The organism is Providencia sp. PROV182 (assembly GCF_028480325.1).
Lineage (GTDB): Bacteria > Pseudomonadota > Gammaproteobacteria > Enterobacterales > Enterobacteriaceae > Providencia > Providencia hangzhouensis.
This window is the reverse complement of the sequence record NZ_JAMPOL010000008.1, coordinates 23,575-47,782: the sequence shown is the minus strand read 5'-3', so window position 1 is coordinate 47,782 and position 24,208 is coordinate 23,575. Positions and strand designations below refer to the sequence as shown.

Genomic DNA, 24,208 nt, shown 5'->3' with positions numbered 1-24,208 from the left:
AGTGGCTTTATTCATACCAACCTATTTAAATTTAAGGTAAAAGATTTTCCATGAAATTATTTCTCTCAGGATTATTGTGCTTACTAAGCTTTTGGGGGCAGGCAAAAACGCCAACGGTGATTACCGACTTACAAGGTCGTGAAGTCACAGTTAATCTTCCCGTTGAAAAATTATTTTTGGTGGATAGTCGTGATATTTTGCCAGTGGATATTGCTGCGGGTAAAAGTGGGATATCTCGTATTGCGGGTTGGAGTGATTCGCTTACGCAGTACGCGCCAGATTTAAAACAAGCTTATTTCAGTGTGTTGCCTGAATTAGACAAAATTCCAACCTTAAAGAAAACTCGTGAAGCGGGTCTTCAAGTTGAAAAATTGATCGAATTAATGCCTGATGTGGTAATTATGCATAAGGCTAATTATGGTGCGATGCGTGATAGCCAAATTTTACCGCAACTTGAAGCCGCCGGTATTCAAGTTATTTTTATTGATTTTCGAATGGATATCGCGAAAAACACGCCGAAAAGTATTTTATTATTAGGGAAATTATTAGGAACACAAGAAAGAGCTGAACAGTTTGCGAAACTGTATCAAGAAAAATTAGATGCGATTGAAAGCCAATTAGCTCAGCCATTTCCAACTGTTTTGATTGAAGCGAATGCAGGGTTATTTAGCGATAATTGTTGTCAACTTTATGGTCGTTCAGGTTACGGTTCTTTAGCGGCTCTGGCAGGTGGAAATAATCTAGTTGCAGATAGCTTTCCTGCAAAAGGGGCTGAAAGTTCCATTGAGAATATTATTACATTAAACCCAGAATATTATTTACTGACAGGCGCCGATTGGCACAACTTTAATCGTCGTTCGCTCGCAGTAAGCTTAGGATATAATGCAAATAAAGCTAACGTGCAGAAGCAGTTATCAGTATTAATGGATAGACAAGGGATCTCTTCATTAACGGCAGTTAAAGAAAAGCGCGTTATGGCGATTTACCATAATTTTTACAACAATCCGATGAATATATTTGCCATTGAAGCTATGGCTAAATTTATGCATCCAGAACGATTTAGCGCATTAAATCCAGAACAAAACTTAGTCGAATTCCAAAATCAATTTACAGAGATCCGAGAAACTGGCGTGTTTTGGGTGAGTTTATAAAAATAGGGCTGCTAACTTTTTGTTGGTAATAGAAACTAACAAAAAGTTAGGTTGCTAATTTGTCTCTGCATAGCTTCCCATTTATCAATAAACTCTCTGAAACCCCTTGTTCTATCATATCTCCCAGTTTTTTTATAAACTGAGAGTATTGCTATGTTAGTCATGGCAACTAAAAATTTGTTAGCTAGAATCAAGAGATAGATCACAAATTGCTCAAATCTTGATTGAGTCTCCATTATTATCTAACTAATATTTAGTTAGGCTTAAAATAAGTTTGGTAGAAAATGAAAATTATTCAAGACAACTTTGAAATGTTATTGGCAGTTATGAAAGGAATTGCGGGCCAATTTGGCGACAATTGTGAAGTGGTATTACATGACCATAGCAAAGGGTTAGAAAGTAGTATTGTTGCAATTATTAATGGCCATGTTACGAAACGAAAGGTGGGAGACCCAAGCAGTAATTTAGGGCTTGAGGTACTGCGTGGGACAGATGTTGATGGCGACAAATACAATTATTTTACCCAAACCAAAGATGGGAAAATGTTGCGTTCAACTTCAATTTATTTACGTGATGAAACTGGCAAAGTTTCTGGGGCGCTTTGTATTAATCAAGATATCTCAGAATTTATTGCCGCAGAAAAAGCCATTCAAGGCATTACACAACGTAATAGTATTGAGCAAGATACGGTTAAGGAAGTTTTTGTCACGGACGTTAATGAAATTTTAGATCACCTTATTCAAGAATGCATGCAGGTTATCAAAGTCCCTGTCATCAATATGGGTAAAAAAGAAAAAATGGATGCAATTAAATTCTTTGATGATAGAGGTGCTTTCTTAATCAAAAAAGCAGGTGAGAAAATCTGTGAGTTTTTAAATATTTCCAAATATACCCTTTATACCTATTTAGCGGAATTAAAAGGGGAAGACAATAATGAAGAATAAGAGAGGTTTTTATGCCAATAACGCCTTACGTTGCTTTAGACTTACAGCAACTTGAAAAAAATGTCAGAGGCATGACAGGCAAGCTAACACAGCAAGGTATTGAACACTGGCCGCATATAAAAACACATAAATCAGTAGAATTAGCGAAATTTGAGATCGCCTGTGGTGCAAAAGGAATTACATGTGCCACATTGCAAGAAGCGACGGTTATGGCGAAAGGCGGAATTGATCATATTCTGCTTGCTTACCCAATGATTGGTGAACAAAAATGTCAGCAATTTATTGAGTTAGCTAAAAAAATAAAATTAAGAACGATTATTGATAGCCTACAAGGTGCTGAACAATTATCAGCAGCAGCAAAGCAAGAAAACCAAATTATTGAGGTCTATATTGCTGTTGATTATGGTGCTCACCGGGAAGGTATTCAATTAGATGACTTAGAGCCATTTGCACTGGCAATACAAAAATTACCTAATTTGAAAATTATTGGTGTATTTACTTATGCAGGAACAATATACCAATACCGAACCGAGCCTGAAATACGTAAAGCGGCAAAAGCAGAAGCAGATCTTTTATTATCTTGCCAAGAACGGTTAGAAAAATTGGGTATTACAGCGCCTCGGACATCTGGCGGGTCAACACTATCTTCATTCTATGCTGATGAATTAAAAGGGATTACAGAGTCACGGGCTGGGAACTTTATTTTTGGAGATATGAATGCTATCTATGGTGGTATTTATACGCCTGAAGATTGCGCTTTAACAATAAGAACAACTGTTGTGAGTATTCCTATTGAGGGGTATGCAACAGTAGATGCAGGGACAAAAACATTAACTTCTGACCAATCTGCAGAACCAGGCTTTGGTTATATAGTGGAAGACCCAACTATAAAACTAGTTAAATTAAATGAAGAACATGGCTATCTTCGCTATGACCCAAAACAAATTAAATTAAATATTGGTGATGTATTAAATATTATACCGAATCACAGTTGTGTCATTCCTAATTTAACAAACAAAATATATGCATTAAATAATAATGAAATAGACCATATTATTACACCAGACGCACGATATTAAATATCGGAGAATAAAATGTATAAATTAAATGAACAGCAACAACATGAGTTGCTAGAGCTTCTTTGTGCCTTAATTCGGCATAAATCCGAAAACCCGCCAGGGGAAGAACAACAAGTTGCTGAATTTATATATCACTATTTTAAACAAGAAAATATTGATGTTGAAATGCAAGAGGTAGCTCCTGGTCGTCCAAATGTTATTGCACATTTAAAAGGTTCAGGAAAAGGTAAACATTTATTATTTAACGGTCATATAGATGTTGTGCCTTGTGGTTGTGGTTGGAGTACCGAGCCATTCGACCCTGTGATTAAAGATGGAAAGGTTTTTGGGAGAGGGGCTGCAGATATGAAATCTGGTGTTGCTGCAATGATGTATACGGCAACATTATTAAAACGTAATCAAGATACATTTTCAGGTAATTTAACTTTAGTATTTAATGTGGATGAGGAGAGAATTAATCTTGGCATGCTGCATTATATTAAAGATGGAATTTCTGCAGATTATGCCATTATTGGTGAGCCAACTTCTCTTGGTGTATGCATCGCACATAAAGGCGTTAGCCGCTATAATTTAAGTACTAAAGGCACTGCAGGCCATGCAGCAAAAACTCGTTATCCTGATAGTGCAATTTCTAAGATGTCTAAAATACTACCTGCTATAGAACAACATCGCGCTTCTGTTGAGGAAATTAGTCATCCACTATTAGGTAGTGCTTCAATGATTATAACCACTATTAATGGTGGTACAGCTCCGAATATTGTTCCTCAGCATTGTGATATTGAAATAGATAGAAGACTCGTTCCAGGGGAAGAAAAACAAGAAATAGAAGCGAGCTTACATCAAGCTATCGCGCAATATAACAAAGGTGAAGAGATAGATTATCACTTAGATAATTACTTATTTATTCCCGCTTCAGATATCCCAGCGGATCACGAATTAACTAAAGTTGCATTAGATACAGTGAGCCGTTTCACAGAAAAAACAGCGCTACCTGAAATATTTGAAGCGACATGTGAGGCGCCTTTTTTCTCGGTTACCAGCCAGATTCCTACACTTATTATGGGGCCTGGGGGACTAGCTCAAGCTCATGTTAAAGATGAGTTTGTTGAAATAAAAGAGTTATATCTTGCGGCTGAAATTTATTATGACATGGCAAATACATTGCTGAATAAATAGGAAAATTGAATGAATATTGAGAAGAAATTAGAAGAAAAAGGAATTAAACTTGCCACACCAGAGGCACCAAAGTTTTCATATGTATCTATTAAGCAGTATGGTGATTTACTTTATACATCAGGCCATGATTGTCAAAAAGATGGCGTATTAATTTATAGTGGTACGTTAGGTAAAGAATTAACAGTCGAGCAAGGCCAAGAAGCAGCAAAACAGTGTATTGTTAATATATTTTCCTCGTTAAAAGCCTATTTAGGAGATTTAGATAAAATTGATGAATGTATAAAATTATTGGGCTTTGTACAAAGCACTGATGATTTTAAAAATCAGCCACAAGTCATGAATGGAGCTTCAGATTTTTTAATTGAAATACTCGGTGATAAAGGTAAGCATGCACGTTCAGCAATAGGTACGAATACATTGCCTTTTGATACGCCAGTGGAAATAGAATTAATATTAAAGCTAAAGTCGTAAATAATAGATAACAACTAAAGATTATTAATAAAATAAATCTGCGGAGTAAATATTATTCCGCAGGGTCCTGTTACGTCTTAAAGGTACTTAATTATGTCACTACATGCGAGTAAAAGACTAAAGCGCTGGCAGCTTATTGCGCTTACATTTTTGTTGATAGCAGGTATCATTAACTTTTTAGATAGAGCATCACTCTCTATTGCTAACTCTACAATAAGTAAAGAATTAGGATTTAGTGCAACCCAAATGGGATTACTGTTATCAGTATTTTCATTTGGCTATGCGTTATGCCAATTACCTATAGGTATGGTAATGGAGCGCTTTGGAGTTAAAAAGATTTATGGCTTTGGTTTGTTCTTATGGTCATTAGCACAAACGGTTACAGGGCTATTATCTTCATTTACCCATTTAATTATTGCGCGAGTTATTTTAGGTATTGGTGAAGCACCTCATTTACCTACAGGCGTTAAAGTCGTTAATGATTGGTATAATATTCGTGAACGAGGGTTACCTATGGGGATTGTTAATATGTCCTCTACGTTAGCTCAAGCGCTGGCTCCACCTTTGCTCATTGCATTAATGTTAGCTTTTGGCTGGCGTACAATGTTTATTATTATCGGTATTAGTGGGATTATTCTGTCTATACTTTGGTTTATTTTCTATCGTAATCGTGAACAATTAGAATTAACAGATGATGAATTAAACTATTTAAATGACGGAGCTCCACCATCTTCAACGAATAAAGTTTCTTTCAAAGAATGGGCATCATTATTTAAACAACGTTCTTTATGGGGAATGATTATTGGGTTTAATGGTGTGGGTTATATGGTTTGGCTATATCTAACATGGTTGCCCGCTTATCTTGAAAACTCCAGAGGTTTAAGTCTAGAAAAAACTGGCTGGGTTGCCGCAATACCCTTTTTATTTGGTGCGCTTGGAATGCTCGTAAATGGTGTTGTTGCAGACTATGTGGTGAAACGTGGTGCTGACAAAATGAAAAGCCGTAAATGGATGATTTGCTTAGGCTTATTATTTGCTGCCATATTTACACTACCTGCTGCTTATACTGACAGCACATTTTCAGCTGTTGCTTGTATTAGTATGGCCTTGTTTTCTATTCACTTTGCAGGGACTTCTGCTTGGGGATTGATTTTAGTTTCAGTGCCTTCTCGTTTAATTACCTCAGTGAGTGGTATTCAAAATTTCGGTGGTTTTATTGGAGGGTCATTTGCTCCGATTATTACCGGTATTATTATTGACCAAACACATTCATTTACCTTAGCCCTTGTTGTTTGTGCAACGGTCGCATTCCTTGCATCATTGGTTTATTTCTTCTTTGTTAATGAACCAATTAAAGACCCTGCAGAGATGGAAGTAAAAGTAGTATAGTTAAATATTTATGGCCACTTTTTATAAGTGGCTTTTCTATAAAAAACAAATCTTATATTGATGCTCTAATTAGGTCATTATTTGTAATTGATTGTTTTTATTGTTTGTTATTCGATTCTTTAATTCAGTATAAATTTAATCATCAAAATTGGAATATGTAATTCTTATAAATAATATGCTAATAATAACCAGCCACATGATTATATGTTTTTAATTTTCCAAAGGAGTTTAAAATGAGAAAGGTTATTATATCTAGTGTATTATTTGCTGTATCTACAATTTCATTTAACTCAATGGCAGCAGACAAAAATACGGTTACACCTGAGAATATGACTTGCCAGCAATTTATTAATTTAGATCCTCAAAGCTGGGCACCTGTTGCGTTATGGGTAACAAACCAAGAAACGCAATTTAAAGGTGGAGATTATGTTGCGCTAACAGAGCAAAGTGTTGCTGAGGTCCCTCAGATTGTTGAGTTTTGTAAGAAAAAACCGGAAGGCACTCTGCAAGATTATTTAGCATCTAAGAAATAATGCTAACTATTATGCCATGGAGGGCATAATAGCCATTAACAATGAGAAAAATGAGTTTTTATACTATGGTAGATTAGAAACTACACTTTAGAAACATTGAATCGATATATCTTTATATTTTTATTTATTTACAGCTAATTTATCGACTAAAAAATCGATAAATGCACGTGTCTTAGCCGGTAAAACAAAAGTATTTGGATAAAGTAATTGAATATTTTGTTTCGGTAAACGGTATTCGGGTAACACATGAACTAAACGCTCATGCTGCAAGTCGTCGTCAACCATCCAAGCAGGGCAGATAGCAATACCTAAAGAGGCTAGCACCATATGGTGAATAACGGCCGCAGAATTAGACTCATATTGGTTTTTAATTAAAGGTAAGTAATATTTTTCATTTTTTGAATTCTGTAAAAAATATTGAGGATCTTGCCAGTTTAATAGCGCATGGTTAATCCATGGGACATTTGCTAAATCAGTGAGTTGTTTGATTGGGTATTTTTTTAGAAATTCAGGGGTGGAGACTAAGTAAATCTCATATTCACCCAGTTTTTTCATTTTAAGAGATGAATTTTTTAAATTACCTAATCGAATAGATAAATCGAGTTTTTCTGTGATCAGGTCATCTAATGATGAGTTAAATGAATATTGTAACCTTAACTTAGGATAAAGGCGGCAAAATTCAGGGAGTAGCGGCAAAATAAAACGTTGGCCAAATTCACTCGTTGATGAAAAACGTAGCAAACCAGCAATATTCGTTCCTAAATTTTGGCTTTTTTCGAATGCTTCATCTATTTGATTTTGAATACGTTTAAAGTCGTCATAAAAATGTTTTCCTACCTCTGTTAATGCAATATTTCGCGTGTTTCGTGTTAGCAAGCTTACATTAAGCTGAGCTTCTAATTGTTTGATATCGACACTAACCATAGAGCGACTTAGCCCTAAAATATCTGCGGCTTTAGTGAATGAACCCGAATCAACAACCTGTAGAAAACTGATAATCTTTTTAAGATTTCTTTGCATAATGATAACGATTGTTCTTTTTTATTAAACAATCATGTTACCTCCCTTGTATCGACAAAGAAAGTACTTAAACCTATTCTTTGCCACCGGAGGAAGTCCATGACTTATCGATACAAAATTGCCACAGTATTTTTACTCGGTTTCTTTATTGATTGTATTAATATTTTTATGTCAGCGATAGCATTACCTGACATTGCTGCATCATTTTCAGCAAGCCAATCTCAAGTGGCTTGGGTTGCCAATGCCTATATTTTAGGTTTAGTTCTGGTGATGCCAATCAGCTTATGGTTAGCAGGTAGGTTAGGTAACCAAAAATTACTGTGTTATTCCATGCTACTTTTTTCTATTGCAGCTTGGCTCAGTGGAAGCAGTGATTCAATATATAGCTTAATTTTTTGGCGCTTTATCCAAGGGGCTGCGGGAGGGTTATTAATTCCGGTAGGTCAGGCGTTAGTTTTCGCATTATTTCCAAATAATGATCGCCAGCGTATATCAACATTGATTATGACAGTCGCGTTAATTGCTCCCGCATTTTCACCTGCAATTGGCGGCCTAATTATTGATTCTTTGTCTTGGCATTGGGTCTTTTATTCTAATTTACCTTTCTCATTACTAACGGCAGTACTCGCTTGGATATGGATAAAAAATGATGGGAAAAAAATAAGAGAAAAGCCAGATATTTTGGGGCTAATAATGGTGAGTTTAAGTTTGTTAAGCCTATTATTATCATTCTCTTTTTATAATGATTATCACAATTTGCTATTGGCTTTGGCGAGCTTTTTTACTTCTGTATTCGTATTTATTGTTTACCTTAAATATGCCCAAAAATGTCGAGAACCTATTTTAAATTTTCAGTTATTGAAAAATAGCAATCTGCGTAATGCTTTTATTGTTTACTATGCTGTTCCCGGTATTTTTACGGGAGTTAATTTACTCAATATTTTTAATCTACAAGAGAACATGGGGTTCAGTGCAGCAAAAACCGGGCTATTTATGGTGCTATATGCATTGGGGGCGGTAATATCAATGTTAACTGGTGGACGTCTTTACTTACAGATAGGAAAAAAACGATTATTTATTATTGGTATTACATTACATAGCCTTGGTATTTTTCTGCTTTATTGGGTCTCATCTTCCAGCCAGCTCAGTTTATTGATAATTGCTTATTTATTGATGGGGATGGGTGGAGGGTTGAGCGCCAATACTGCACAAATTAGCTCGTTGATGGATTTCAAAGACAAAGATTTACTTCAAGGTAGCGTGTTATGGAATATTAATCGACAAGTCGCATTTAGTGTTGGTGCAGTCGTATTTATTTCTATATTTAGCTTAATGACTTTCTCGAGTGATTTATTACGTTATCAACTTACGTTTTTTATTGCATCAATACTCGGGTTACTTTCATTAATTTCAGTGATCAAGGAAAAATAAATGAGTGAAACAATGGAAAGAGCGCAGCAAAGCGTGGTGGATTTACATATTCTTATTGAGGATATTTTTACAGGGCGTCGTGGTAATAAAAGTTTGGCGCCGTTATTAGCCAGCTTCGATGACAACTTCAAAATGGTTACCACACAAGGCCATTGTATTGGATTAAATGCAGTGACTCAGTTATTTAGTCAGAATGTAGGGGCTAGAACATCATTTTCTACAGAGTGTATTAATCTGATTCCATTGCGCGAAGACAATGGCTATTGCTGGGTTCAGTATCAAGAAAAACAGCAAATAAATGGTATTGAGTCGTTAAGAATTTCGACTGCATGTATCAGGGTCGAACCCGAAAAGTGTGTTTGGGTTTATTTGCATGAAACACCGGTAGAGTAGCTTTCCATGGTTTTAGTGACCATAAAAAAACACCTGCCGGAGCAGGTGTTTTTAGATATAAATAAATCAATTATTCGTCAAGGAAGCTGCGCAGAACTTCTGAGCGGCTTGGGTGACGTAATTTACGTAACGCTTTCGCTTCGATCTGACGGATACGCTCACGGGTAACATCAAACTGTTTACCAACTTCCTCAAGGGTGTGGTCAGTATTCATGTCGATACCAAAACGCATACGTAGCACTTTTGCTTCACGAGCGGTTAAGCCTGCTAACACTTCGTGAGTTGCAGAGCGTAAGCTTTCTGACGTTGCAGAGTCTAAAGGCAGTTCTAAAGTGGTATCTTCAATAAAATCACCTAAATGTGAATCTTCATCATCACCGATAGGGGTTTCCATAGAGATAGGTTCTTTAGCAATCTTCAGTACTTTACGAATTTTATCTTCCGGCATTAGCATGCGTTCTGCCAGTTCTTCTGGCGATGGCTCACGGCCCATTTCTTGCAGCATTTGGCGAGAGATACGGTTCAGTTTGTTGATAGTTTCAATCATGTGAACCGGGATACGAATAGTACGTGCTTGGTCAGCAATTGAACGCGTGATAGCTTGACGGATCCACCAAGTTGCATAAGTTGAGAACTTATAACCACGGCGATATTCAAACTTATCAACGGCTTTCATCAGACCGATGTTACCTTCTTGAATCAGGTCAAGGAACTGCAAGCCACGGTTGGTGTATTTCTTAGCGATAGAAATTACCAGACGTAAGTTTGCTTCAACCATCTCTTTCTTCGCACGGCGTGCTTTCGCTTCACCGATAGACATACGACGGTTGATATCTTTAACTTGTTCGATAGTCAGACCCGTTTCTTCTTCAATTTGACGCAGTCTTTGTAGGCAACGCAGAATTTCTTCTTCAACTTCAAGTAGTTTTTCTGACCAAGGCTTGTTCATTGCTTTTGCAGCAGTTAACCAAGTTTCACTGGTCTCATTACCACTGAATAAAGTAATGAAGTTTTTCTTCGGCATCTTGCACTGCTCAACACATAGTTTCATGATGGTACGCTCTTGTAAGCGAACTCTGTCCATCATTTCACGCATGTTATTGACCAGATAGTCAAATTGCTTAGGAACTAAACGGAATTCTTTAAATACTTCGGAAAGCTGCTCAATAGCGGCAGCCGTTTTTGCATCACTACGGCCATATTGTTTAATATGTTGACGCGTTTTTTCATATTGCTCACGAAGATCAGAGAATTTTTGACGCGCTAATTCAGGATCGATGCTGTTATCGTCATCGCTATCGCTGTCATCGCCGTCTTCATCTTCTTCGTCTTCGTCATCGTCTTTATCAAGCTCTTCTTGTGGTAATTCAGAGCCAACGTGAGTCGCTGTTGGTGCAAGATCTTCTTCCGCGTTAGGGTCAACAAAGCCAGTAATTAAATCAGATAAACGGCTTTCTCCTGCTTCAACACGGTCATATTGCTCAAGAAGATAAGTGATAGCCTCAGGATATTCAGCAACAGAGCACTGAACCTGATTAATACCATCCTCGATACGTTTTGCAATGTCGATTTCGCCTTCTCGAGTGAGAAGCTCGACGGTTCCCATTTCACGCATATACATGCGAACAGGGTCGGTTGTACGGCCGATTTCACTTTCAACACTGGACAGCACTTGTGCAGCGGCTTCTGCTGCATCTTCATCAGTATCGGAAGTATTTTCAGCCAAAATTAAATCATCGGCATCAGGTGCTTCTTCCATGACCTGGATGCCCATGTCATTAATCATCTGAATGATATCTTCGATTTGATCTGAATCGACGATATCTTCCGGCAGATGGTCGTTGACCTCAGCATAGGTTAAGTAACCTTGCTCTTTACCCTTGGTTACGAGTAGCTTAAGCTGCGACTGCGGGTTTTGCTCCATAAGACGGTATCCACACTTCTGAGTATTTAGATTGGTGTCGGTCGGCGAAACATTCGGCCAACAAGAACATACAAAGGGAATATTTATTATTCGCTACGCCCTTTATTTTCGTAGCATTTTACAGGCATTTGCCTTGTGTTTATCGGCACTTAAGCCGTTTAAAATATTAATTCTGTTTTGGGTTAGATTATGTTTTCACTCTGGAAAGAGTGATTAAGCGGACTTCTTCGCGCTCTTCTGGGGTCAGCCCTTCAGTTCGTTCTTTTGCTATCAAATAGTCGAAACGTTCGTCGAGTGCGCTATTAAATAGATGGTTTAAGGCATCTATAAAAGTATTTTCCGCTATCTCCTCTATTTCTATATCGTTCCACGTTGCCAGTTTTTCAAGCTGTTTCGCAAATTTATTATCACGATAACGCTCTAGCAACTGCCCAGTTGACATTCCGGGGGTGGAACGGCAGACATCAACCAATTCCTGAAATAGAGAAAGCCCCGGCATTTGAATATGGGCAATTCCCTCTAGTGAGGGAACAAGCTCCGAAAAGTTCGGATTCTGTACCAACAGCGCGATAAGTATTCGCATTGTGGTTGGTTTTAATTTGGGAGCCTGATAGTTAACTTGTTCTGTGCTCTCTCTATCAATCATAGCAAGAACTTGAGAAATATCCGGTATACCAATAAAATTTCCTAGCTCTTGTGCCATATAAAGGCGCAGCGTTTCACCAGGTATTTGCTTAATCAAAGGGATAGCCAGTTTACTAAATTTTGCTTTCCCTTCTTGCGTTTTTAAATCTACCTGTGGCACAAGTGAATCAAATAAAAAAGCAGAAAGGGTTTGAGCATCCTTCATGCGTTGCTCAAAAGCGTCTTTGCCTTCTTTACGTACTAATGAATCAGGGTCTTCGCCGTCTGGTAAAAACATAAAACGCAATTGACGGCCGTCCGTCAGATAAGGTAGGGCTGTTTCAAGTGCTCGCCATGCCGCTTCTCGGCCAGCGCGGTCACCATCATAGCAACAAATAACCGTATCTGTTGAACGATAAAGTAACTGAATATGTTCTGAGGTTGTTGATGTACCCAGTGAAGCAACCGCATAGCGGATATCGTACTGAGCAAGTGCAACAACGTCCATATAGCCTTCAACTACCAGTAATTTTGATAATTCATTACTGTTTTGTGTTGCTTCATAAAGGCCAAATAACTGGCGACCTTTATGGAAAATATCGGTTTCAGGGGAGTTTAAGTATTTAGGGAGTGCATCTCCTAATACGCGTCCACCGAAGGCAATCACACGACCGCGCCTATCCCGAATTGGGAACATGACACGCTCTCTAAAGCGGTCATAGACTCGGCCATTATCATTTGTCACTAACATGCCAGCATCATCAAGCTGTTTGCGACTTTCTGGGTTTACAGCAAACTTTTTGAGCAAGTTGTCCCAGCCCGCAGGGGCGAAGCCAATCGAAAAATGCTCTATAATTTCAGTGCTTAAACCACGTTGGCTTAAATAATCTTTCGCTTTATTAGCAGAAGGATGACTTAAGGCAGCACAGTAAAATTGATTAATTTTTTCCATCAACTGATATAAATTTTGCCGTTGATGAAGTTCTATTTGGCTTGAACCCGTTCCTTTTTCATATGGGACATCAAGGCCGTGTAGTGCAGATAATTCTTCGATAGCTTCGACAAAATCGAGTTTGTCATAATTCATCAAAAAATCGATGGCATTGCCATGCGCACCACAACCAAAACAGTAATAAAATTGCCTTTCACCATTTACAGTAAAAGAAGGCGTTTTTTCATTATGGAACGGACAACAAGCGTGATGGTTTTTACCCTGTTTTTTTAACGGGACTTTTGCATCGACTAAATCAATGATGTCGGTTCTTGCTAACAAGTCATTGATAAATGAACGCGGAATTCGTCCAGCCATAAGCCTCTTTTTCGCCTGTTGATGAACGATAATAAGCCGCGCTTCCTTGTGGAAAGCACGGCCTTTAACTGCTTAGCTATTTACTACTACAAAAACTGAGTGACTACGAGAGAAACTAAAGTTTTGTATTAGCTATCGTCTGCAATGAATGCGGCTTTCACCGCAAACAATTAGTACAGACGAGTACGGCGTGCGTTTTCGCGAGCCAGTTTCTTAGCGTGACGCTTTACAGCTGATGCTTTAGCGCGTTTACGTTCAGTCGTTGGTTTTTCATAGAATTCACGACGACGAACTTCAGCTAAAACACCTGCTTTTTCACAGGAACGTTTGAAACGACGCAGTGCAACGTCGAATGGCTCGTTTTCACGTACTTTAATTACCGGCATGTGCCTCTCACCTCAATAGAAATCGGTTTGTTGCTGGTACTGATTCACCAGCCTTCATTTAAAATGGTGCGGAATTTTACTTCAATGAGTACGGGTTTGTAAAGTGCCGTATAAAATTGAATCACACAAGATTACCTGATTAGCAGTTCATTTGATGAAAAAGCAAACAAAACCAGATAATAATGAGAATTAGCCACACGAAATTTTTTATTACAGGGGACTGATTATAGACTATACAGTCAGGAAAGTCAGCCTTTTGACAACATTAATTACGCGATTGAACGAAAATAGTGATAGACTTGCGGTTATGCAATAAACAAGGGTAGTGCAATGCGTGTTTTAGGTATCGAAACCTCTTGCGATGAAACTGGTATCGCAATCTATGATGATGAGTGTGGCTTATTAGCCAATCAATTATACAGCCAAATTAAAGTTCATGCAGACTATGGTGGTGTCGTGCCTGAATTGGCTTCACGTGATCATATTCGTAAAACAGTGCCGTTAATTCAAGCAGCGTTGAAAGAAGCCAATTTAACCAGTGAAGACATCGACGCTGTAGCTTACACTGCGGGCCCTGGTTTGGTGGGGGCTTTAATGGTTGGTGCAACTGTTGGGCGTTCATTAGCTTTTGCATGGAATGTTCCTGCCGTGGCCGTTCACCATATGGAAGGCCATTTATTGGCACCGATGTTAGAAGAGAAAAGCCCTGAATTCCCTTTTGTTGCGTTACTGGTTTCAGGTGGGCATACCCAGCTTATCAGTGTGACGGGAATTGGTGAGTATGAGCTACTTGGCGAGTCCATCGATGACGCGGCAGGTGAAGCGTTTGATAAGACAGCTAAATTATTAGGCTTAGACTACCCTGGAGGCCCTGTGTTATCTCGAATGGCAGAGCAAGGCACAGCAGGTCGTTTTGTTTTTCCTCGTCCAATGACCGACAGACCAGGGCTGGATTTCAGCTTCTCAGGGTTAAAAACCTTTGCAGCCAATACTATTCGTGAAAATGCGGATGACGACCAAACCCGTGCAGATATTGCGAGAGCCTTTGAAGATGCGGTGGTAGATACGCTTGCGATTAAATGCAAACGTGCATTGGAGCAAACTGGTTTTAAACGCTTGGTGATGGCCGGCGGCGTTAGTGCTAATCGTGCTCTCAGAGCTAAAATGGAAGACGTTCTCAAACAGCGCGGTGGTGAAGTTTTTTATGCGCGCCCTGAGTTTTGTACAGATAACGGTGCGATGATTGCGCTAGCGGGGCTTATTCGTCTTAAAGGTGGAACAACGACAGGGCTTGGTGTAACAGTTCGCCCGCGTTGGCCTTTGGCTGAATTACCACCCTTAGAAAAATAATCATTGTTAATGAATTCATATTTTTTGTAAAAAGGGCTGGATGACAGCCCTTTTGCTATTCAATTAGATATTAATGTAAAACAACAACAGCATCTTCAAGTCGGCTTGAGCGTGCTTTTACCATCGTTGATGTCTCTGTGCTTTGCTCTACCAGTAATGTACTTTGTTGTGTGATGGTTTCGAGCTCACTGACTGCTTGGGTAATGTCGGCGATACCAGCCGCTTGTTCAGAGGTCGCTTGGCTAATATGGGTGATCAATTGAGTGACGTTTTGTATTTGGTCAACAATTTCCTTCATGGTATCTCCTGCCGTATGGACTTGATTTTTTCCTGAATTGACTTTCTTTTCACAATCATTAATTAATTCGCGAATATCATTCACTGCGCTTGCACTGCGGCTTGCAAGGCTACGGACCTCATTGGCAACCACAGCAAAGCCTTTCCCTTGTTCACCTGCACGCGCGGCTTCTACCGCCGCATTTAACGCGAGTATATTAGTTTGAAATGCGATGTCTTTAATCACATCAGTGATGGAATTGATTTTGCTGGTACTACTGACAATTTCATTCATGGTATCAACAACAGCTTCCATCATTGCGCCCCCACTGACTGCGGTTTCGCTGGTGGTATTGGAAAGTTGATCAACTTGAATAGTATTATCGGCATTCATTTTTACAGAAACGGACATTTGGTTCATTGTCGCAACGGTTTGTTGCATGTATCCGACGGTTCTCTGAGTATGTGTTTCTAATTCATGACAGTCAGAAACCAAAGATTCACTGCCTTTGCGAACGTTATCAACTTGTTCGGAGACATCTTTGATTAACCAGCGGCAGATTAACCCCAGTTGCCCAATAGAACGTAATACTAAGCCAATTTCATCTGTGCGCTGCATATGGTTAACGCTATGTCGATTTCCTCGTGCAATACCAAGTGCTTGTTTGGTGATGTCTTCCAATGGCGCTGCTAGCATTTTTTCAAATACCACATTACCGATCAGTAACGTGATAAATGTACAGGCACTCATCATCATAAGCGGTGCGATTGGCTGGGGAATGAAGCTTGCCATGATGAGCCAAAGAATAAATAACAAACTCATGATTAGCCGGATACGCGAACGCGTTGAATATGTTGAAAAGTGAAATGGCATTTTTTTAGAAAGCACAATTCCCTTAAAAATTTTTCGTTGGCTTTTATTTTCATTCATTGCGTCATAAATGGGTTCTACCGTAGCAATTTCTTCACGTGTTGCGCGTGTCCGAATAGACATATAGCCCGTAATAGCCCCTTTTCGTTCCATTGGAATGATATTGGCTCGAACCCAGTAATGGTCGCCATTTTTGCGACGATTTTTCACAATACCAGTCCAAGGTTCTCCTTTTTTAAGTGTTGCCCACATGTCGGCAAAAGCTTCCTTGGGCATATCCGGATGGCGGATAATATTGTGTGGACGTGTTAATAACTCATCTAATTCATAACCACTAACCTGTACAAAGAAATCATTAGCGTGGGCAATATTTCCTTGCAAATCGCTGGTTGTCATCAAGGTGATATTTTCATCTAATACATATTCGTTTTGAGTGATATAAGGGGTTCTGCTCATTATAAATACCATTATTATTGTTTAATTTTCCTTTTATATAGTCGACAGCTTTTAAATATTCATTAGTAATAAATTTGCAATTATTTAACTTTTTTTTAAAAGTGTGCGCTGGTTATGGCAAAAATGTAACGTAGCACAAATTGCTATCAGTACAGTTTTAAGGAGAGATATCGAACGGTTGTTATTGGGGGAGTTTTTGGAAATTTTAAACAAGGCAAATAGCATAAAAAAAGAGCTGAAATCAGCTCTTCTTAGGAAAAATCATATTAACGATATTAACGATTAGTCATCTAGTTCTTGTTCTTTGGTTTCTTGGGCTATTTCTTTATTGGTTTTTTGCTTTTTGTTTTTTAGTTTTTGCCAAATACGGCTTTCTTGACCGCGCCAAAGGCGTTGTATATTACCGTGATGGCGAACTAACACTAAACAAGACAGCATGGCGACAGGGAAGGTAAATTCAGGTTTAAACCACCAAACATAGAAGGGGGCAAGTAAGGCGCTGACAATCGCGCCGAGTGATGAGTAACCACTAAGCAATACCGTAAGTAACCATGTCCCTGCGACTAAACCAGAAAGATCCCAACCAATAGCAGCAATTGAACCAAATGCGGTTGCTACCCCTTTTCCGCCTTTGAAACGAAAGAAAATGGGATATATATGCCCAAGACAGGCTGCAATTGCAACAAAGCCAAGATAGAATGGCTGCACATTTAAATAATAAGCAAGCCAAACTGGTATCATCCCTTTTAATACGTCACAAATGAGTACTCCGGCAGCGGCTGCTTTACCGCCTACACGTAATACGTTAGTTGCACCAGGGTTACCAGAGCCGTGTTGACGGGGGTCGGGTAGTCTCGCCAAACGGCAGATCAGTATCGCACTCGAAACTGAGCCACAAAGATAGGCGAAGATTATCATGCCAAGCGCGGTTGCACTCATAGCTAACTCCAAAAACGGTTAAGGCCATAAATTCACTTCAGTCTTGGATAATACGCATATTTTTGCTGAAGTGGTATCAATTCAGTACATAAATGAGAAAATGACGTGATGGATATCGTATTTATTGAGCAATTATCAGTCATCACCACGATTGGTGTATATGACTGGGAACAAGATATTGAACAGAAACTCGTGCTCGATATCGAAATGGGATGGGATAACAAACGCGCGTCTATGAGCGATAATGTAGAATATTGCCTAGATTATGCCAAAGTTAGTCAGGCTATCCTAGCTCATGTAGGGAATAACAAGTTTGGGTTAGTAGAACGTGTTGCTGAAGAAGTTGCACAGTTATTGATGACACAGTTTGCTAGCCCATGGGTTCGTATTAAGGTGGCTAAGCCGGGAGCCGTGGCGCGAGCCAAGCAGGTTGGGGTTATTATAGAAAGAGGCATGAAAACCGCTTAAATGATGACTGGCGGTGTTTAGCCGCCAGTTTTATGGTCGTTAGATGATTTGTTGCTGCTGCCAATCTGTTACCGCTTCAATGCGTTGTTTTGTAAGTTCTTGGCGAATTTCAGGGCCTTTAAATCCCTGTTCAACGATAGGTTTGACATCAACCGCTTGTGCGATAGTAAAAGCCTGCTTGAAATATATCCCTTGTGGGTACGTTTGCTGTTCGAGCCCTAACCGGCCTCTTGCATCCGCTTCACTGATTAAACTCAGTTGTTCAATACGTTCTGGTTTACGCCAGCTATCAAGCCCATCAAAAATCGCAATTAGCTCATTAGCAGGTAATTTATTGATAACATGGATTTTATCATGATAGCGTGCCGCTAGACGAGCTAAGTCACGAGCCGTAGTGGGTACTTTTAATCTTGCGCAGAGAGTTTCTATTAATGGAATACCTGCCTCACCGTGGTTTGGATGACTCGGCCAAATATCAGGCGGTGTCAGCGCTTTACCTAAATCATGGCATAAGGCAGCAAAGCGAATATCCACATTATTAGATAGCTCGGCAATCACTTTCATTACCATTAGAGTGTGGATACCCGTATCAATTTCTGGGTGCCATTTTTCAGGGGCAGGAACACCAAATAACGCATCAACTTCAGGAAAAAGTACAGCTAATGCACCACATTGGCGTAAAACATCAAAATACACCTGTGGATAATTTGATTTCAGCGCTTTTTCTGTTTCCGTCCAAACGCGCTCAGCGGTGAGGTAAGATAATTCCCCTGTAGCGGCCATTGTTTGCATCAAGGTTAATGTTTCTGGTGCGATAGTAAAACCATGCTCAAAGTAGCGAGCAGCAAAACGAGCAACCCGCAAGACCCGTAAAGGGTCTTCAGAAAATGCATCAGAAACATGCCGTAAAACACGGCTCTTGAGGTCTTTCACGCCTTGGTATGGGTCAACAATTTCACCTGATTCACTTTGTGCTATCGCGTTAATTGTCAGATCGCGACGTAGCAAATCATCTTCAATGGTCACATCAGGTGCGCTATAGCAGCTAAAACCAGTATAGCCCGCACCAATTTTACGCTCTGTTCGGGCTAAAGCGTATTCTTCATGGGTCTTTGGGTGCAAGAAAACCGGAAAATCCTTTCCTACTTGTTGAAAACCTTGAGATAGCATTGCCTCGGGGGTTGTACCAACCACCACGTAGTCTCTATCTGAAATAGGTAGTCCAAGAAGTTGATCACGCACTGCGCCACCCACGAGATAGACTTTCATTTGAATGGCCTCAATTACATCCAACCATCATTACGTTTTTTACGACGCGGAATAATGTGCGGTAAAATCAAACCTAAAATTAAGCCAACACCGGCAACACCACCGCCATACATAAACCATTGTAAGATTAATTCGCGACGGCGATCATCTAAGTTGACCTCTGCAATCTCTAGCTTTTTACCGGATTTGATCAACTCATTTTTTAATTTTTCATTTTCGGCTTTTAGCTGGCTGACGATATTGTCATTATCAGCCACTTTTTGCTGCATATCTGCAGTTCGTGTATTCCACGTACTGTCGATATTGTCGAGTTGTTGACGTAGCTTTTGATTCTCAGCTTCAAGTTCTGGAATGCGGGTTTTCATGCTTGGAGTATTGCTGAGTTGGTCAACAGGTAACCAGACCGTTCTACCTTTTTCATCGCGAACTTGTGCAAATTTGTTATCTGTGGAAAGCAGTTCAACCGCTTCCCCGGCATTGAGCGTACCTACAATACGATATTTTGTGCCAGGTCCACTATGAACGTATGTGGATAAATCATCTGACACATAACGTTTTTCTGCTGCATGTGAGTTTAAGGAAAGGCCTAGCCCCATGATTGAAATTAATAATAATGGAATTTTTCGCATGGTATTTACAGTCTTTTGATGGTGAATGAGTTTTATATTAATTGAATACTAATGAGTAAAACGCGAGGGTGCAAATCCTAAACGCAGATGTCTCTACAGTCTAAAGGAGAATGAGAACTATCCTAACTGTCTAAATTACCCTTATTTTTACTTTGTTTTCAATATAACTCACTGAAAGAAATATGACAGGTAGAATTTTTGTTTATCACACAGTTTCTTTTCTCAGCTTAGCTTGATTGGGGTAATATGAGTGAAGTGAAATAATTAAATAAGGATATGTATGAGCCACGTAGAGGTTGAACTCAAACTTGCCGCTAAGAGTTCCGCAATAGAGGCTGTACGACAGTGTCTATCGACATTGTCTCACCAATACAGTGAGCCGACGAAGTTAACCAATATCTACTTTGATACGGCAAATAAGCAGTTACGTCAGTGGGATATGGGCTTACGTATCCGCGGTTGTGATGGTCGTTATGAAATGACAATGAAAACGGCTGGGCAGGCGATAGGCGGCTTACACCAACGGCCTGAATATAATGTTGACATTGATTCACCTGAGCTTGATTTAGCCGCATTACCGGCTGAAATTTGGCCTGAAGGCACTGATGTTTCACAGCTTCAGTCTGAATTAAATATCCTCTTTAGCACCAATTTTACCCGTGAAAAGTGGTTAGTGACTTTTGAAGATAGCGAAATAGAAGTGGTTTTTGACCAAGGTGAAATTTCCTCTGGCGCAAAGGATTTGCCTATTCAAGAGTTTGAACTAGAACTAAAAAAAGGCTTTATTGCTGATGTACTCAATTTAGCGAAGAAATTTGCAGATATCGACGGCTTACATTTGTCATCACTTAGCAAAGCTGCACGTGGTTATTCATTGTTATCGCCGACAAAAGCGCCATTAACTCCTCCAAATTCGGTGTTTGACTATGAAGAGTACCCCCTCGAAAAATCATTAACGCATATGCAATTACTTTGCCAGCAGCATGAAGACTACTGGTTAGCAAATGGCAGCAATGCACGCCAAGGCTTCAGTGAGTTTTTACGTTTTGTTCAGGCATTTTTAGTGCATTACCAAAATTCTGTACCTCACTTTATTCATGACACTCCACTGGAACAATTACGTTCAGATATTGCCGATGAAGCAATTAGTGCTGAGGATTTTTGCTATAGCAGCCAGTGGTTAAAGTGTAAATTAGCCTTTATCCAGTGGTTAAGTGCTTTAACCTATCAAGAAGCCCATTAAGGTATTGATAATATGCATGCTTTTCCTGAGTTATTACAAAGCCAAGGTGAACGCGTTTTAAGCCAGTTAGCGGAACAAACGAATGAATTATTACCGTTAAATGAACAAGAAATTCAAGTGCTTGCATTTAGTGATTTTGTGTTAAAGCAAGTATTAGCACATCCGCGGTTTTTACTTGAAATTCGCTCTCGACCACCACAAGCCGATGAATGGAAAAGTTATGCATCATGGTTAGCTCAAGATTTGTCATCTGTTAGCAACGAAGACCACTTGATGCGAGTGTTGCGCTCATTTCGTCATCATATGTTAGTGCGCTGTGCATGGATGCAAGTGCTAGAAATAAGCACGCAAAAAGAAACGATTTATCAGCTCAGTATATTGGCGGAAACTTTGGTTGTTGCAGCGCGAGACTGGTTGTATCAAGAATATCGTCAGTCATGGGGAACACCTTGTAATGCAGAAGGAAAACCACAGCCGCTGTTGGTTTTAGGGATGGGGAAGTTGGGGGGCCGAGAGCTCAATTTTTCTTCTGATATTGACCTGATTTTTGCTTATCCAGAAAATGGGGTTACCCAAGGTGGCCGAAAAGAGTTAGATAATGCGCAATTTTTTACGCGTTTAGGGCAAAAATTGATCCGCGTACTCGATCAAGTGACGGAATATGGCTTTGTTTATCGGGTCGATATGCGTTTACGGCCATTTGGAGATAGCGGCCCGCTGGTTTTTAGCTTTTCTGCGCTTGAGGATTATTACCAAGAACAAGGGCGAGACTGGGAACGCTACGCGATGGTTAAAGCCCGTATTATGGGCGCTGATAGCCTCCATTATGAGGAGTGTTTGCGAAAGCTTTTGCGTCCTTTCGTTTATCGTCGCTATATCGACTTTAGCGTGATCCAATCCTTACGCAATATGAAAAATATGATTGAGCGAGAGGTTCGGCGTCGTGGTTTGGTCAATAACATCAAATTAGGTGCTGGAGGGATCCGCGAAGTTGAATTTGTTTCACAGGTTTTCCAACTCATTCGAGGGGGACGAGAACCTGTTTTACAGTCGCAATCTTTATTTTCAACGTTACAAGGGATCCGTGAACTCGCATTGTTAACCGAAGATCAGGTTAATATTCTGCAAGATGGCTACCTTTTCTTGCGTAGAGTCGAAAATTTACTGCAATGTATTGATGACCAACAGACACAAACACTCCCCGAAGAGGCTTTAAACCAAGCGCGTTTAGCATGGGGGATGGGCTTTGCTGATTGGCCTGCATTTTATCAGGTTTTGAGTCAAAAAATGGTTGCGGTGCATCAAATATTCACCGAGCAAATAGGACAGGAAGATGACTCTGAGAACATTGATGTATTCGATGAAATTTATATCACATTATGGCAAAGTGAATTATCAAAAGAAGAATTAGCCAGCTATTTGCCGTCTAAAAGTGAAGAGATTGCACAACGTATCATTCACGGTATAGTGATGTTCCGTCATGATCTCAATAAACGCACCATTGGTCCTCGAGGGCGAGATGTTCTTGATGAATTAATGCCTAAATTATTGGCTAAAGTCGGTGAGCGTGATGATGCAGGGCAAGTCATTGAGCGCATCACACCACTGTTACTGAGCATTGTTAGCCGCACTACTTACCTAGAGTTAATGCTTGAATTTGATGAGGTTTTGACGCACGTTATTCGTTTATGTGCGGCTTCACCTATGATAGCGGAACAATTAGCTCGCCACCCATTGTTACTTGATGAGTTACTCGACCCTCAATCGTTATACCAACCCTTACCGCTAACGGCCTACCGTGATGAGCTGCGCCAATATTTAATGCGCGTTCCTGAAGATGACGAAGAACAACAACTTGAAGCATTACGTCAATTCAAACAAGCTCAATTATTGCGTATTGCTGCTGAAGATATTTCAGGTGTTTTGCCGGTAATGAAAGTCAGTGATCATCTGACTTACCTTGCGGAAGCAATTATTGATGCGGTGGTACACCAAGCGTGGCAAAAAATGGTAAAACGCTATGGTGAGCCAGCGCATCTAGAGCAAAGTGACAAAAAACAATATGGGTTTGCGGTATTAGGTTATGGAAAGCTAGGCGGCTGGGAACTGGGCTATGGCTCTGACTTAGACCTTGTTTTTCTCTTCGATTGCCCTTTAGATGTGGTCACCAATGGTGAACGTTCCATTGACGCTCGCCAATTTTACTTGCGTGTTGCTCAGCGTATTATCCATTTGTTTAGTACTCGAACCCCTTCTGGTGTGTTGTATGAAGTTGATGCGCGACTCAGGCCTTCTGGTGAATCAGGAATGTTGGTCAGTACCATACAATCATTTGATGATTACCAAAAAAATGATGCTTGGACATGGGAACATCAAGCGCTAATTCGAGCTCGAATGGTGTTTGGTGATGAGGATTTACAACGGCAATTTATACAGACTCGCCACGAAACTCTGTGTATGCCAAGAGACCCTAAAACTTTGCAACAGCAAGTGCGTGATATGCGGTTGAAAATGCATCAGCACCTAGGAAGTCATCAAGTCAATGAATTCGACTTAAAAGCGGATCCTGGTGGGATTACTGATATTGAATTTATCGCACAATACTTAGTTTTGCGTTTTGCCGCAGAAAATAATGCGCTAACACGTTGGTCTGATAATGTGCGTATTTTCGAGTTGATGGCGCAGTATGGTTTTATGCCAGAAGATGAAGCGAATGCTTTAACTCTAGCGTATGTCACAATGCGTAATGAGCTCCATCACTTAGCATTACAATCACTACCAAGCCGTGTAGAGATAAGCCAATTTTCTCAGCAACGTGAACAAGTTTTAGCAAGTTGGCAAAAATGGCTTGAAGAATAAAGAACAAACGCATTTTAT

The 24,208-nt window shown here is 39.7% G+C and carries 21 protein-coding genes; 13 read left to right on the top strand and 8 right to left on the bottom strand.

Annotation, left to right across the window (positions count from 1 at the left end):
* Window positions 1-50: 50 nt before the first annotated feature.
* The 7 genes from PR834_RS06580 (at window position 51) to PR834_RS06550 (ending at window position 6,743) form a co-directional block, all read left to right on the top strand.
* Complete coding sequence (locus tag PR834_RS06580; protein ID WP_110591251.1) at window positions 51-1,151, top strand: ABC transporter substrate-binding protein; 1,101 nt, start codon at window positions 51-53, stop codon at window positions 1,149-1,151.
* A 284-nt stretch (window positions 1,152-1,435) separates the two neighbouring features.
* Complete coding sequence (locus PR834_RS06575) at window positions 1,436-2,095, top strand: helix-turn-helix transcriptional regulator (RefSeq protein ID WP_004257829.1); 660 nt, start codon at window positions 1,436-1,438, stop codon at window positions 2,093-2,095.
* Window positions 2,096-2,106: 11 nt separating this feature from the next.
* Complete coding sequence (locus PR834_RS06570) at window positions 2,107-3,174, top strand: alanine racemase (RefSeq protein ID WP_110591253.1); 1,068 nt, start codon at window positions 2,107-2,109, stop codon at window positions 3,172-3,174.
* Between the two features lie 15 nt (window positions 3,175-3,189).
* Window positions 3,190-4,350: a M20 family metallopeptidase gene (locus tag PR834_RS06565; RefSeq protein ID WP_272525374.1), complete on the top strand. Its 1,161-nt coding sequence runs from the start codon at window positions 3,190-3,192 to the stop codon at window positions 4,348-4,350.
* A gap of 9 nt (window positions 4,351-4,359) precedes the next feature.
* On the top strand, window positions 4,360-4,821 hold the full coding sequence (locus PR834_RS06560) for a RidA family protein (RefSeq protein ID WP_094961087.1): 462 nt from the start codon (window positions 4,360-4,362) through the stop codon (window positions 4,819-4,821).
* A gap of 93 nt (window positions 4,822-4,914) precedes the next feature.
* Window positions 4,915-6,210, top strand: a complete 1,296-nt coding sequence (locus PR834_RS06555; protein WP_112307502.1) for an MFS transporter — start codon at window positions 4,915-4,917, stop codon at window positions 6,208-6,210.
* 233 nt (window positions 6,211-6,443) lie between these two features.
* The gene (locus PR834_RS06550; protein WP_036958008.1) at window positions 6,444-6,743 is read left to right on the top strand and encodes an HdeA/HdeB family chaperone; all 300 of its coding nucleotides are present in this window, start codon (window positions 6,444-6,446) and stop codon (window positions 6,741-6,743) included.
* 120 nt (window positions 6,744-6,863) lie between these two features.
* On the opposite strand, the gene PR834_RS06545 is transcribed toward PR834_RS06550, so the two are convergent.
* Window positions 6,864-7,763, bottom strand: a complete 900-nt coding sequence (locus PR834_RS06545; protein ID WP_004257812.1) for a LysR family transcriptional regulator — start codon at window positions 7,761-7,763, stop codon at window positions 6,864-6,866.
* A gap of 99 nt (window positions 7,764-7,862) precedes the next feature.
* On the opposite strand from PR834_RS06545, the gene PR834_RS06540 reads away from it, so the two are divergent.
* The gene (locus PR834_RS06540; RefSeq protein ID WP_272536535.1) at window positions 7,863-9,194 is read left to right on the top strand and encodes an MFS transporter; all 1,332 of its coding nucleotides are present in this window, start codon (window positions 7,863-7,865) and stop codon (window positions 9,192-9,194) included.
* Window positions 9,195-9,587, top strand: coding sequence for a hypothetical protein (locus PR834_RS06535; RefSeq protein WP_272536534.1), 393 nt, complete (start codon window positions 9,195-9,197; stop codon window positions 9,585-9,587).
* 70 nt (window positions 9,588-9,657) lie between these two features.
* Here PR834_RS06535 and rpoD read toward each other — a convergent pair whose 3' ends face one another.
* From rpoD to rpsU, 3 genes are all read right to left on the bottom strand, one after another.
* Window positions 9,658-11,592 (bottom strand): RNA polymerase sigma factor RpoD, encoded by a 1,935-nt coding sequence (gene rpoD / locus PR834_RS06530; protein WP_071585863.1) that lies wholly within the window; start codon window positions 11,590-11,592, stop codon window positions 9,658-9,660.
* A 106-nt stretch (window positions 11,593-11,698) separates the two neighbouring features.
* Window positions 11,699-13,444 (bottom strand): DNA primase, encoded by a 1,746-nt coding sequence (dnaG, locus tag PR834_RS06525; protein ID WP_110591259.1) that lies wholly within the window; start codon window positions 13,442-13,444, stop codon window positions 11,699-11,701.
* A 170-nt stretch (window positions 13,445-13,614) separates the two neighbouring features.
* Window positions 13,615-13,830, bottom strand: coding sequence for a 30S ribosomal protein S21 (gene rpsU / locus PR834_RS06520; protein ID WP_001144069.1), 216 nt, complete (start codon window positions 13,828-13,830; stop codon window positions 13,615-13,617).
* Window positions 13,831-14,160: 330 nt separating this feature from the next.
* Between rpsU and tsaD the strand changes: the two genes are divergently transcribed.
* Complete coding sequence (gene tsaD, locus PR834_RS06515) at window positions 14,161-15,180, top strand: tRNA (adenosine(37)-N6)-threonylcarbamoyltransferase complex transferase subunit TsaD (protein ID WP_196725182.1); 1,020 nt, start codon at window positions 14,161-14,163, stop codon at window positions 15,178-15,180.
* Window positions 15,181-15,250: 70 nt separating this feature from the next.
* On the opposite strand, the gene PR834_RS06510 is transcribed toward tsaD, so the two are convergent.
* Both PR834_RS06510 and plsY read right to left on the bottom strand, forming a co-directional pair.
* Complete coding sequence (locus PR834_RS06510) at window positions 15,251-16,783, bottom strand: methyl-accepting chemotaxis protein (RefSeq protein ID WP_272525372.1); 1,533 nt, start codon at window positions 16,781-16,783, stop codon at window positions 15,251-15,253.
* Window positions 16,784-17,065: 282 nt separating this feature from the next.
* Entirely contained in the window at window positions 17,066-17,722 is a 657-nt protein-coding gene (plsY, locus tag PR834_RS06505; protein WP_004257775.1) for a glycerol-3-phosphate 1-O-acyltransferase PlsY, read from the bottom strand.
* Window positions 17,723-17,830: 108 nt separating this feature from the next.
* Here plsY and folB point away from each other — a divergent pair, with 108 nt between their 5' ends.
* Window positions 17,831-18,190: a bifunctional dihydroneopterin aldolase/7,8-dihydroneopterin epimerase gene (gene folB, locus PR834_RS06500; protein ID WP_004257772.1), complete on the top strand. Its 360-nt coding sequence runs from the start codon at window positions 17,831-17,833 to the stop codon at window positions 18,188-18,190.
* A gap of 39 nt (window positions 18,191-18,229) precedes the next feature.
* Here the strand turns inward: folB and PR834_RS06495 are convergent, their stop codons facing one another.
* The gene (locus tag PR834_RS06495; protein WP_272536533.1) at window positions 18,230-19,459 is read right to left on the bottom strand and encodes a multifunctional CCA addition/repair protein; all 1,230 of its coding nucleotides are present in this window, start codon (window positions 19,457-19,459) and stop codon (window positions 18,230-18,232) included.
* Between the two features lie 14 nt (window positions 19,460-19,473).
* A complete protein-coding gene (locus PR834_RS06490; protein ID WP_036958005.1) occupies window positions 19,474-20,088 on the bottom strand; it encodes a TIGR04211 family SH3 domain-containing protein in 615 nt (204 codons plus the stop codon).
* Between the two features lie 280 nt (window positions 20,089-20,368).
* On the opposite strand from PR834_RS06490, the gene PR834_RS06485 reads away from it, so the two are divergent.
* Window positions 20,369-21,331, top strand: coding sequence for a CYTH domain-containing protein (locus PR834_RS06485; protein ID WP_096864067.1), 963 nt, complete (start codon window positions 20,369-20,371; stop codon window positions 21,329-21,331).
* A gap of 12 nt (window positions 21,332-21,343) precedes the next feature.
* A complete protein-coding gene (gene glnE, locus PR834_RS06480) occupies window positions 21,344-24,190 on the top strand; it encodes a bifunctional [glutamate--ammonia ligase]-adenylyl-L-tyrosine phosphorylase/[glutamate--ammonia-ligase] adenylyltransferase (RefSeq protein ID WP_181489440.1) in 2,847 nt (948 codons plus the stop codon).
* Window positions 24,191-24,208 lie beyond the last annotated feature (18 nt).